Source organism: Novosphingobium sp. B1 (genome assembly GCF_900176395.1).
GTDB lineage: Bacteria > Pseudomonadota > Alphaproteobacteria > Sphingomonadales > Sphingomonadaceae > Novosphingobium.
Map to the genome: position 1 here is coordinate 18,145 of NZ_FWXL01000007.1, position 12,286 is coordinate 30,430.

Sequence of the window (12,286 nt, forward strand, 5' to 3'; positions counted from 1 at the left end):
GCTGCGGAAACCGCCGCCCGTCGGAATGCTCCTAGCCGACCCGCTCCATACGCTACAAGTGCAGGAATTCGTTCAGGGCTCGATGGTGGTGCTTTCGACGTGCCAACGGAGCTGCTCGCGCGTCGCTCCGGGCACATCATTTGCCCTGCGGAGCACGATCTCTCCCGAAATCGTCCGCGCGCCGTCGTCAATCGTGACGGGCACCGTGTAGAACAAGGAGCCTGCGGCGCCCTCCATCCGCGCCTCGCCAGTCGTCACCACGGGTGAGGAAAGTCGGTCCCAACGCTTGGCAAAGGCTTGCGGGGTCAGGCCGCTTCGCTCCCCGCGATCACCCCAGAAAGCCCTGAGCCGCTGCCATTCGCGGGCCTCTATGGTCGCTATCAAGGCATCTGTCACGCGCATCGGATCGCGCGAGTATAGCAACTGCACGAAGCCGGGATCAGAAAAGCTCGTGGCCGAAGCGCCTGCCCCAGGCGCAGTGCCGGTATCGATATTTCCAGCGCTCGCCCGCGTCGCGCTGCCATCGACAAAGGTCGAGGCCGCAGCGCCATCGGTGGGTGCGGCAGGGCCCCTCTGGCAACCTCCAAGATGGAAGACCAGCGCGGACGCGGCGGCAGTTGCGAGTGCGGTGCGGATCATTCCGCCCTGACGCACGAACGCAGCGGGGGTTCCAGCGTTAATCCTTTTAAATGCCCCGTTCAGGCGCGGATCAAGGTTCCAGCGCCGCGCGCCGTGAAGATTTCGAGCAGCATGGCATGCGGCACGCGACCGTCGAGGACTACGGTTGCCTCGCAACCGGCTTCAACCGCATGGACGCAGGTTTCGAGCTTGGGGATCATGCCGCCGCTGATCGTCCCATCCTCGGCCAGCCGCGCGATATCGGCGGGGCGAAGGTCGGTCAGCAGGTTCTTTTCCTTGTCGAGCACGCCAGGAACGTCGGTAAGCAGAAACAGGCGCGAGGCGCCAAGCGCTGCGGCAATTGCACCTGCCATGGTATCGGCGTTGATGTTGTAGGTCTCGCCGTCGGGCCCAACTCCGATCGGTGCGATCACCGGGATCATCCCGGCATTGACGATGGTGTCGATCACCGTCGTGTCGATCCGGTCGGGCTCGCCGACGAAGCCGAGATCAACCACGATCGGATCGCCATCCTCGCCGGCAACGGCCTTGGGCGACTTCTTCGCCTCGACCTTGCGCGCAATGACCATCCCGCCGTCCTTGCCCGAGATGCCGATTGCCTTGCCACCCGCGCGGGCGATCCAGCTTACCAGTTCCTTGTTGATCGCGCCCGCAAGCACCATTTCTGCGACTTCTGCGGTCTGCTTGTCGGTCACGCGCAGACCGTCGACGAACTGCGATTCGATGCCGAGCGCCTTGAGCATCCGCCCGATCTGCGGGCCGCCACCGTGGACGACGACCGGATTGATCCCCACCGCCTTCAGCAGCACGATGTCCTCGGCAAAATCCTGCGCCAGTTCGGGATCGCCCATGGCGTGGCCGCCGTACTTCACGACAAAAGTCTTGCCGGCATAGCGCTGGAGATAGGGCAGCGCCTCGGTCAGGGTCTCTGCCTTGGCAAGCATCGCGGGGTCGTGGTTCTGGCTCATGCGCGCGCCCTTACGCGCAAAGCCTGCGGAATCCAATATTGGCGTTGCCGCGCAAACGGCAGCTTGTGCCGGCCAATCAGGCTTCGCGGTCGAGCCACTTGCCGAGCTGCACGAACACCCAGATCAGCGGCGGGACCATTATCGTCGAAAGCACCAGCTTCGAAATGATCTGGCCTTCCATGATCGAGAGCAGCGGCAGATCCTGTCCGTAGAAGGAGATGGTGATGAACAGGATGGTGTCGACCACCTGGCTCAGCATCGAGGCAAGCCATGCGCGCAGCATGAGCATCTTGCCGCGTCCTCCGGCGATCCGCGAGAAGAGATAGACGTTGAGCGTCTGTGACGTGCCGTAGGAGATCAGCCCGGCAAATTGCATGCGGGCGCCCTGCCCCAGCAGACGGGCAAACGCATCCTGATCATTCCAGAAGGGTGCCGGCGGCACGACGTGGATCACCGTGGTCAGCAGGATCATCGACACGATCAGCGGCACGAATCCGAATCGCACCAGCCGGTTTGCAGTATCCTGGCCGAACAGTTCGGCAACCGCGCTGGCCATGACGACGAGCAGCAAAAACGCGAAAATTCCCGATTCGACGGCAAGATCGCCGAGCACGGGCCATGAACCCAGCGAGGCCAGCTTTACGCCAAGGACGCCTGCAAGGACGCACATGCCGCCGTAAAGGAGGGAAAATGCGAACAGGGAACGGGGGATTGCGGAGGTTGGGTTGGCATCATCGTGCATTTCGGGCCGATAGCGCGCTTTTCAGCCCGCGCCAATTCGCTATTAGAAACCGCTGCAACCAATCTGCCTTGCGGAGCAAAGCCTTTCCCGATGCGTGTCGCTTCCAGTCTTCTCGGGATGGTGCTCATCCTCGCCCTCGCCTTTCTGCTTTCCTCGAACCGTCGCGCAATTCGCTTGCGCGTTGTCGCCGCAGCCTTTGCGCTGCAAGCCGGTTTCGCTGCGCTCGTGCTCTATGTGCCAATCGGCAACCGGCTGCTGCAAGGCGCTGCAGGCGGCGTGGAAGGCCTGCTCGGCTTCGCCCGCGCGGGCGTGCAGTTCCTGTTCGGCCCACTGGCTGACCCCGCCATCGGCGGCACCAGCTTTGCCATATCGGCGCTGCCGGTGATCGTGTTCTTCGCCGCGCTGATTTCCATCCTGTACTACCTCGGCGTGATGCAACTGGTCATTCGCTGGATCGGCGGTGCACTCGAAAAGGTGACTGGCATCAGCAAGGTCGAATCACTATGCGCGGCCAGCAACATCTTCGTTGGCCAAAGCGAATCGCCTCTGGTGATCCGGCCCTATCTGGCAGGTCTCAATCCCAGTCAGCTGTTCTGCGTCATGACGGTAGGCATGGCTGGCGTGGCGGGCACGATCCTCGCGGCCTATGCCAGCATGGGCATCCGTATCGATTATCTTGTGGCTGCAGCCTTCATGTCGGCGCCGGGGGGCATCCTCATGGCCAAGCTGATGATGCCCGACGAACCTCCCGTCCCGGTCGAGGTCGCGGATGAGGCGCTGCCCAACCCGCACGTCAAGCCCAGCCTGGCGTCGGACGAGGAAGAGCGCCCCGCCAACATCATCATGGCCGCCAGCCAGGGCGCACAGACTGGTGTGAAGCTTGCCGTAGCGGTGGGTGCGATGGTGCTTGCCTTCGTCGCACTCGTTGCGCTCGCCAACGGCATGCTCGGCTGGGTCGGCAGCTGGTTCGGCGCGCCCGACCTCTCGTTCGAGATTGTCCTAGGCTATGTCTTCGCGCCAATCTTCTATCTGCTTGGTGCCGATGGCTGGGCAGAGGCGATCCATGCGGGCGGCTATTTCGGCACCAAGCTGGTCCTCAACGAGTTCGTCTCTTTCATTGACCTGAGCAAGGACACAGCCTTGCCGCCGCATATGATCGCGGTGGTCACCTTCGCGTTGTGCGGCTTTGCCAACTTCAGCTCGATCGCGATCCAGATGGCCGTCACTGGTGGCCTCGCCCCCAACCAGCGCCCGGTCATCGCCAAGCTTGGCATTCGGGCACTGGTGGCAGGCGCTTTGAGCAACTTGATGAGCGCAGCGCTGGCGGGTTTGTTCCTCAGCCTTTGAGCGAGCCCAGCGTCAAGATATCGCTGGCCCGGACAAGTTCCGGGCCTTTGGGTCGCTGTTTTGAGCCTGCCGGAGATGCCCTGCCCGGATCGAGTGCGGACGGTCAGAGATGAAGGCAGGCGTAGCGTTCCGCCAGCCTGTCCACGGCCTTCGCAAGTTCCCCATCAAGGTAGCCCAGCAGCTTGTGCCAGTCATGCGCGCCAGCGAGTTCGCCGGGTCCGTCTGACACGCCGCGCAAACCGATGAGCGGCACGCCGAAGGTTCGGGCGGCGCGGGCGACGGCATATGTCTCCATATCGACCATGTCGGCGCTTACCCGGTTCCAGTGATCGCCGCTGACCACATCGCCCCCGCTCGATAGTGTGGCGACGGGCAGATCCAGCGGCGTTTCGAGCGGCAGATCCCTGGGCTCGTCGAGATAGGGCACCACGCCCGGCTCCACGCCGAGCGCCGAGGCGTCGATGTCGCGCCACGAAACGCTGCTGATCTGGTAGACGGAACCCAGTGCGCAGCGCCGCGACCCCGCCGAGCCGAGGCACACTATCAAATCCGGCAAGTTGCCCGAAGCTTCCAGCCGCGCCAGCGCTATCCCCACATGCAGCGCCGCCTCTACCGGGCCGATTCCGGTGATCAGCGGCGCGAAGCGCGCGCGCAGGTGCGGGCCGTATTCCGGCTCTGCCGCCATCACGAAAAGGGCGCGCTTGCTGCCGAGAGACGTCAGTTCAACCATTGGCCTGGGCCTTCAACTGATAGAGCAAGTCCAATGCCTCTCGTGGCGACAGCGCGTCGATATCGAGGCCATTGAGCCGCTCCCGCAAGGCATCGACCTTTTCCTCGGCCGCCTCGATCGCGGCGGCGAACAGCGGCAGGTCATCCAGCCCCGCCGCGAGTCCGCCAGTGGCGGCACGGCCTTTTTCCAGCTTCTCCAGGACCGATTTCGCACGCTTGATTACCGGCGCGGGCACGCCTGCCAGCCGCGCCACGGCAAGGCCATAGGACTTGTCTGCCGGACCTTCCGCAAGTTCGTGCAGCAGCACCAGATCGCCCTTCCACTCCCGCGCGCGGACGTGGTGGAGACTTAGCGAGTCGCAAGCCTCAGCGAGGCGCGAGAGTTCGTGATAGTGCGTGGCGAACAGGCACCGACACTTGTTGATCGAATGGATCGCCTCAGCCACCGCCCACGCCAGTGACAGGCCATCATATGTCGAAGTGCCACGGCCTACCTCATCGAGGATCACGAAGCTGCGCTCCGTTGCCTGCGAGAGGATCGCTGCGGTCTCAACCATCTCGACCATGAAAGTCGAGCGGCCCCGGGCCAGGTTGTCTGCCGCTCCGACGCGACTGAACAGCCGGTCGACCAGCCCGATCTTGGCACTCTGCGCCGGAACGAAGCCGCCTGCCTGAACGAGCAGCACGATCAGCGCGTTCTGACGCAGGAAGGTTGACTTACCGCCCATGTTCGGCCCGCCGACCAGCCACAACCGGTCCTGTGGACCAAGCGCGCAATCGTTGGCCACGAACCTCTCGCCCTTGGCCGCCAGTGCGGCTTCCACCACCGGATGCCGTCCACCGATGATCTCGAGACAGGGTTCGTCGACCACGCGGGGCAGCGCCCATCCGCCCTCGGCAGCGCGCTCAGCCTGGCCCGCGGCCACGTCTATGCGGGCAAGCGCTGCGGCCGTCGCGGCAATTGCTTCCTTGGCGCGCACGGCGTGTGCGACCAGCTCCTCGAAATGCGCTTCCTCTGCCGCGAGGGAGTGGCCTCCGCTTTCGGCGATCCGGCTTGCTTCCTCATGCAGCGCGAGCGCATTGAACCGCACTGCCCCGGCCATGGTCTGGCGATGGGTGAAGCCCGATTCCGGAGCCATCAGCCGATCCGCGTGCTTTGCAGGAACTTCGATGAAGTAGCCAAGCACGCCATTGTGGCGGATCTTGAGCGCAGCAATGCCAGTGTCGTCGCGATACTTCGCCTCGAGCGCGGCAATGGCGCGGCGGGCGTTGCCCGATACGCGGCGCAACTCGTCCAGAGAGGCGTCGTAGCCCTCTGCGATGTAGCCGCCCTGCGAGCGTTCGGTCGGCGGCGCGGGCACCAGCGCACGCGAGTAGAGGTCACACAATGCGCCGTGCCCGGCAAGGGATGGCAGCATGGCATCGAGGGGCTCAGGTCGGTCGCTGCGGCCACGCAGCAGATCGTGGAGGCGCCGCGCTTCTGAAAGCCCGTCACGCAACTGCCCGAGATCGCGCGGAGAACCACGGCCCGCTACCACGCGGCCCAGCGCTCGGCCGACATCGGGCAAGGCGCGCAGGATGCCACGAATGTCACCGCGCAGCAGCGGATCGTCATGGAGCCAGCTGACCAGTTCAAGACGCCGATTGATTGCGCGCGCATCGGTGAGCGGCGCCGAGAGGTCCTCGGCCAGTTGGCGGGCGCCTGCCCCGGTCACGCAGCGATCGATGGATTCGACCAGCGAGCCCCTCCGCGCGCCGCCTGAACTTACGAGGATTTCAAGGCTGCTGCGCGTCGCCTCGTCCATTGCCATGTGCGTGCCTGCCTCGCGCGCTACGGGAGGCAGGAGCAAAGGCAACGCGCCCCGTCCGACATGGTCAAGGTAGGTGACCAGACCACCCGCCGCGGCGAGCATGGCCCGCGTGAACTGGCCGAATCCGTCGAGTGTCGACACGCCGTGCACGGCCTTCAGACGCACTTCGCCTTCATCGCTGCCGAACGACCGATTCGGCCGCGGCACGCATTCGCCCGGCGCATGGTCCCACGTGTCGGGCGCTACCACTTCGCTTGCGCCCAGCCGCGCAAGCGCTGCGCTCATCTGGTCGGGCGCACATTCCTCAAGCTCCATGCGACCGGTGGAAATGTCGCAGGCGGCTATGCCGATGGCCCCACGGACCTCGCACACCGCAGCAAGCACGTTGGCCCGGCGGGGTTCGAGCAGGGCCTCCTCGGTCAATGTGCCTGCCGTGACGAATCGGACAATGTCGCGTGCAACCAATGCCTTCGAACCGCCGCGTCTCTTCGCTTCCTCGGGCGTCTCGACCTGTTCGGCGATGGCCACGCGGCACCCGGCCTTGATCAATCGGGCAAGGTAACCTTCGGCTGAATGAACCGGGACGCCGCACATCGGAATCGGCGCGCCACCGTGCTCTCCCCGGCTGGTCAGCGCAATGTCGAGCACCTGCGCCGCGATCTTGGCGTCGTCGAAAAACAGCTCGAAGAAGTCGCCCATGCGGTAGAACAGCAGGCAATCGGCGGCCTGTTCTTTAAGCGCAAGATATTGCGCCATCATCGGAGTTGGGGCATTAGGCGTCACGCGCACGTGGCTAGACGAGCGCGACGTGTTTCTCAAACCATCGACACCGGGATATCCGCAACTCCAATGCCACTCTGTCGAGTGCAGGCAGCATGGAGACGGTTCCGGTCTTGTGGGGGTACGTACGGTTTGACGCAAGTCCGCGAAAAGGATTGGCTGCAAGAGCGTCTTCAGGACGCAAGGGCGATGTGGGCGCGTGCCAGCGCGCTGCCATGGCTGTCCGGCCCCGGCATCATCGTCGGCATCCTCCTGGTCTGCCTCCCGTTCGCGCTGGTCGATGTGCCGCCGCTGATCGACGTGCCCGGCCACATGGGCGCTGCCGCAATCGAAGCGGCAGGCCCTGGCAATCCGCTGGAAAAGTACTTCACCTGGAAGTGGGTGTTCACCCTGAACATTGGCGGCGGCGTCCTGATGAAGGTGCTGGGTGCGCAGTTCGGCATCCTCGCAGCCGGCTGGTGGAGCACCGTTCTGGCGACCGGCCTTTTCGCAGGCGGCTGCCTGTGGACCATCCGCATGCTTAACCCCAAGGGCGGTCACGCGGCGGCATGGTCGCTGATGTTCGTGTTCAGCTTCCCGCTGCTCACCGGCTTTCTCAACTACATTCTCGCCACTGGCCTCTCGCTGACGGCCTTCGGCGCTTCGCTGTGGCTGGAGCAGAAGAATCCCAAGGCGCGGGCGATCATGTTGATCATCGCCCAGCCCGTTGCCATGTTGTGCCACGCCATCGGCGGCCTGCTGCTGGCCTTGCTGGTCGGTGCCCATGCCTTTGGCCGCGCCATGGACGAACTCCCTGCCGGATGGCGTTGGCGCGATCTTGCCGATCGCCGCTGGCTGGCGACGCTTGACTGGAAGGCCATCGGCCTGCGACTGTGGCAGGCCTGCTGGCCGCTGCTCGCCACCGTCGTGACGATCCTGCTGTGGAAGCTGTTCTCGCCCCCCGCCAAGAGCATGAACGTGTGGCGCTGGGACCAGAAAGCCTGGTCTTTCGTGCTCACGCTGCGCGATCAGTCCAAGCTGCTTGATTTCGGCACGTCGATCATTGCCGGCCTGCTGGTCCTTGTCGGCCCGTTCCTCGGCGCGAAGTGGCGCTGGCGGCAGGGACTGCCTGCGCTTACCGTCTTCCTGCTGTTCCTCGCCATCCCGAGCGATATCAACGGCTCATCCTTCGTGGACATCCGCCTTCTGCCCGTTGCCGCCATGCTTGGCCTCGGCCTTCAGGACTGGAGCGGCGCGCGGCGCATGGAATGGGCGCGGGCAGTGGCTTATGTCGGCATGGCAGTTCTGGCCGTCCGCCTGACTGTCACCGCCTTGAGCTTCAACAGCTACGCCGAAGACTATCGCAAGCAGCTGTCGGCGCTGACTCACGTCGAAGCCGGAAGCCGTGTTCTCGCCTTTGTCGAGCACTCGTGTCTGGATGAATCGTGGCGCAATACCCGGCGCGATCACCTTGCCAGCCTTGCCAGTCTGTACCGGCAAGCCTGGGTGAACGACAATTGGGCCGTTCCGGGCCTGCACATGGTAGTGCCGCGCTTCCGTCCTGGCCGCAACTTCACGGCGGACCCTTCCGAGTTCGTATGGTCGCGTCGTTGCTCGGGCGGCTGGCGCCGCAATGTCGACAGCGCATTGAAGTACGCCCCGATCGAGCGGGTCGATTACGTCTGGCTGATCGATACCGGCTTGCCGCGCCGCGCCGACCCGCGCCTGCAACTGGTTTGGCAGGAAGGTCGCAGCCTGCTGTTCAAGGTTCGCCGCCTGGGCATTCCCACCTGGAAGCCGCGCGACTTCTAGGAATATCGAACAAGGGCGCTGACACTTTCGGTAGATCTGCATCGTGACCATGGCGCTTGCGCGCCTTGACGTAACGTCAAAGGTCAGACACTGCCGTTGCCTATTATCCGACTAAACTTGGGGGAACCATGTCCGAGGAAAGCAACGTCCGCTTCACCGAGCGCGAGGCGCTTTTCTACCACAACACGATCCGCCCCGGTAAGATCGAGATCATCGCCAGCAAGCCGATGGCCACGCAGCGCGACCTGTCGCTGGCCTACTCTCCCGGCGTTGCAGTGCCGGTTCGCGCCATCGCCGAAGATCCGGCGACCGCCTACGACTATACCGCCAAGGGCAATCTTGTGGCGGTGATTTCCAACGGCACGGCCATCCTTGGCCTCGGCAATCTTGGCGCGCTGGCATCCAAGCCGGTGATGGAGGGCAAGGCCGTGCTGTTCAAGCGCTTTGCCGACGTCGATTCGATCGACATCGAACTGGCGACCGAAGACCCGGATGCGTTCATCGAAGCCGTCGCCCTGATGGAGCCCTCGTTCGGTGGCATCAACCTTGAGGACATCAAGGCCCCGGAATGCTTCATCATCGAGCAGGCCCTCAAGGACCGGTTGAAGATCCCGGTCATGCACGATGACCAGCATGGCACCGCGATCATTTCCGCCGCCGGCCTGCTCAACGCCTGCCACCTGACTGGACGCAAGCTCGAAGACGTCAAGGTCGTCGTCAACGGCGCAGGTGCTGCTGCCATTGCCTGCACTGCACTGATCAAGGCAATGGGCGTGCGCCACAACAACGTGATCATGTGCGACCGTTCGGGCGTGATCTATCGCGGCCGCGAAGACAGCATGGACCAGTGGAAGAGCGCGCACGCGGTCGACACTTCGGCCCGCAGTCTCGAAGATGCGCTGGTCGGCGCAGACATCTTCCTCGGCCTCTCTGCAGCCGGTGCCCTGAAGGCCGACTGGATGGCCAGGATGGCGCCGCAGCCGATCATCTTCGCGATGGCCAATCCTGACCCGGAGATCACCCCGCCCGAGGCCAAGGCGGTGCGCCCGGACTGCATCGTGGCCACGGGCCGTTCGGACTATCCGAACCAGGTAAACAACGTGCTCGGCTTCCCGTTCATCTTCCGTGGCGCGCTCGACGTTCAGGCGACCGCGATCAACGAAGAGATGAAGATTGCCGCAGCCGAGGCGATCGCCCAGCTTGCGCGTGAGGCTGTGCCCGAAGAAGTGGCGGCCGCTTATGGCATCAACCACACTTTCGGCCTTGATTACATCATCCCTGCACCATTCGATCCGCGTCTGATGGAAGTGGTGTCATCTGCCGTTGCCAAGGCGGCAATGGATTCGGGCGTGGCGCAAAAGCCGATCGAGGACTTTGACGCCTATCGCAACAGCCTGAAGGCACGCCTGAACCCGACCACGTCGGTGCTCACCAATGTCTTCGCCCAGGCCAAGAGCAACCCCAAACGCGTCGTCTTTGCCGAGGCCGAAAACGAGGTCGTGCTGCGTGCCGCGATCCAGTTCAAGGATTTTGGCTATGGCACGCCGGTGCTGGTCGGCCGTACGCAGGGAGTCATCGACAAGCTGACCGAACTCGGCGTCAGCGATCCTGCGGCTTACGAAATCCATAACTCCGCCGTCTCGCCACTCGTCCCGAGCATGGTCGAGTATCTCTACAAACGCCTGAAGCGCCGCGGTTACATGGAGCGCGACGTCAAGCGCATGGTCAACCAGGACCGCAACGTCTTCGCCTCGCTGCTCGTCGCACTGGGCCATGGCGATGCGCTGATCACCGGCATGACGCGCACCTTCGCGCAGTCCATGAAGGAAGTGCGCCGCGTGCTTGATCCCAAGCCCGGCCACCTGCCCTTCGGCATTCACCTGATGGTCGCGAAGAACTATACCGTGTTCCTCGCCGACACGACCGTGAATGAACGCCCCTCGGCCGAGGACCTTGCCCAGATCGCCCGCGAGACTGCTGCCGTCGCCCGCCGCATGGGTCACGAACCGCGCGTGGCGTTTCTGTCATACTCGACGTTCGGCAACCCCTATGGCCGCTGGCTCGAATCCATTCGCGGTGCAGTGTCGATCCTCGACGCGGAAGACCCGGGCTTCGAATACGAAGGCGAAATGGCACCAGACGCAGCGCTCAACCCGAAGGTGATGGCCAACTACCCGTTCAGCCGCCTCTCGGGCCCAGCCAACGTGCTGATCATGCCGGGCCTGCAATCGGCCAACATTTCGGCCAAACTGCTGCGCGAACTGGCAGGCAACGCCGTAATCGGCCCGATGCTGATCGGTATGGAAAAGCCGGTACAGATCGCCCCGATGACCTCGCTCGCGCCCGATATCCTGACGCTGGCCGTGCTGGCTGCCGCAGGCGTGGTAGGCTGATAAAATACGCCGCCCCTGCGCAAACGGGGGCGGCAACACCTCAGAAATCAAGCGGTTCGATGTGCGGGAGAGGTCAGATCAGACCCGCCAGCGGACTGCTTGGATCGGCGTACTTTCGCGTCTGCATCCGCCCGGCGAGATAGGCATCGCGCCCGGCCTCTACCGCAAGCTTCATTGCACGGGCCATGCGGATCGGGTCCTTGGCTTCTGCAATCGCGGTGTTCATCAGCACGCCATCGCAGCCGAGTTCCATCGCGACGGCCGCTTCTGATGCCGTGCCCACGCCCGCATCGACCAGCACCGGCACCTTGGCACCCTCGACGATCAGTCGCACCGTCACCTTGTTCTGGATGCCAAGGCCCGAACCGATCGGCGCGCCCAACGGCATCACGGCCACCGCGCCCGCATCCTCGAGCTGCTTGGCCGCAATCGGATCGTCCACGCAGTAGACCATCGGCAGGAAGCCCTCCTTGGCCAGCACTTCGGTCGCGCGGATCGTCTCGATCATGTTGGGATAGAGCGTGCGCGCCTCGCCCAGCACTTCGAGCTTCACCAGATCCCAGCCACCGGCCTCGCGCGCCAGGCGCAATGTGCGGATCGCGCTTTCGGCATCGAAGCAGCCTGCGGTGTTGGGCAGATAGGTGATCTTCTTGGGGTCGATATAGTCCGTCAGCATCGGCGCCTTGGGGTCCGACACGTTCACGCGGCGCACCGCAACGGTGACGATCTCCGCACCGGAAGCCTCTACTGCCGCGGCGTTCTGCTCGAAGTCCTTGTACTTGCCGGTGCCGACAATCAGGCGCGAGCGGAAGGTACGTCCGGCAACGGTCCAGGTATCATTCGTCTCGACCACGTCGCTTTGTCCTCCGCCTACGAAATGCACGATCTCCAGAACGTCACCCTCGGCAATCGCCACGTCCGCCAACGTCGAGCGGGGCACGATCTCGCCATTGCGCTCGACCGCGACCTTGGTCGGTTCGAGTTCGAGGCTGCGCACCAGTTCGGCAATCGATCCGGGCGCGGCGCGGCGAGGTTCGCCGTTGACGGTAAGGGAGAGCATTCCAGTCATGCGGCCCGCTTTAGCGA

The 12,286-nt window shown here is 64.0% G+C and carries 9 protein-coding genes; 3 read left to right on the top strand and 6 right to left on the bottom strand.

From position 1 onward, the window contains the following. Positions 1-72: 72 nt before the first annotated feature. The 3 genes from B9A23_RS13470 to B9A23_RS13480 all read right to left on the bottom strand — a co-directional run bounded on the left by B9A23_RS13470 (position 73) and on the right by B9A23_RS13480 (position 2,349). Positions 73-654, bottom strand: a complete 582-nt coding sequence (locus tag B9A23_RS13470; RefSeq protein ID WP_139797471.1) for a hypothetical protein — start codon at positions 652-654, stop codon at positions 73-75. A 44-nt stretch (positions 655-698) separates the two neighbouring features. Continuing rightward, entirely contained in the window at positions 699-1,607 is a 909-nt protein-coding gene (gene argB, locus B9A23_RS13475; protein WP_084279794.1) for an acetylglutamate kinase, read from the bottom strand. Between the two features lie 76 nt (positions 1,608-1,683). Then, positions 1,684-2,349 carry a queuosine precursor transporter gene (locus B9A23_RS13480; protein ID WP_084279610.1) on the bottom strand — a complete coding sequence of 222 codons (666 nt, stop codon included), beginning with the start codon at positions 2,347-2,349 and terminating at the stop codon, positions 1,684-1,686. A gap of 90 nt (positions 2,350-2,439) precedes the next feature. Between B9A23_RS13480 and B9A23_RS13485 the strand changes: the two genes are divergently transcribed. Then, complete coding sequence (locus tag B9A23_RS13485) at positions 2,440-3,696, top strand: NupC/NupG family nucleoside CNT transporter (protein ID WP_084279611.1); 1,257 nt, start codon at positions 2,440-2,442, stop codon at positions 3,694-3,696. Positions 3,697-3,799: 103 nt separating this feature from the next. Here the strand turns inward: B9A23_RS13485 and B9A23_RS13490 are convergent, their stop codons facing one another. Together B9A23_RS13490 and mutS are read right to left on the bottom strand one after the other, a co-directional pair. Beyond that, a complete protein-coding gene (locus tag B9A23_RS13490) occupies positions 3,800-4,426 on the bottom strand; it encodes a 5'-methylthioadenosine/S-adenosylhomocysteine nucleosidase (RefSeq protein WP_084279612.1) in 627 nt (208 codons plus the stop codon). Then, positions 4,419-6,995 (bottom strand): DNA mismatch repair protein MutS, encoded by a 2,577-nt coding sequence (gene mutS, locus B9A23_RS13495; RefSeq protein WP_084279613.1) that lies wholly within the window; start codon positions 6,993-6,995, stop codon positions 4,419-4,421. The genes B9A23_RS13490 and mutS overlap by 8 nt, the downstream gene beginning before the upstream one ends. Before the next feature lie 153 nt (positions 6,996-7,148). On the opposite strand from mutS, the gene B9A23_RS13500 reads away from it, so the two are divergent. Together B9A23_RS13500 and B9A23_RS13505 are read left to right on the top strand one after the other, a co-directional pair. Continuing rightward, the gene (locus tag B9A23_RS13500; protein ID WP_254895115.1) at positions 7,149-8,807 is read left to right on the top strand and encodes a hypothetical protein; all 1,659 of its coding nucleotides are present in this window, start codon (positions 7,149-7,151) and stop codon (positions 8,805-8,807) included. A gap of 128 nt (positions 8,808-8,935) precedes the next feature. Beyond that, positions 8,936-11,200: an NADP-dependent malic enzyme gene (locus B9A23_RS13505; protein ID WP_084279615.1), complete on the top strand. Its 2,265-nt coding sequence runs from the start codon at positions 8,936-8,938 to the stop codon at positions 11,198-11,200. Between the two features lie 73 nt (positions 11,201-11,273). On the opposite strand, the gene thiS is transcribed toward B9A23_RS13505, so the two are convergent. Continuing rightward, positions 11,274-12,269: a sulfur carrier protein ThiS gene (gene thiS, locus B9A23_RS13510; protein ID WP_084279616.1), complete on the bottom strand. Its 996-nt coding sequence runs from the start codon at positions 12,267-12,269 to the stop codon at positions 11,274-11,276. Between the last annotated feature and the right edge of the window lie 17 nt (positions 12,270-12,286).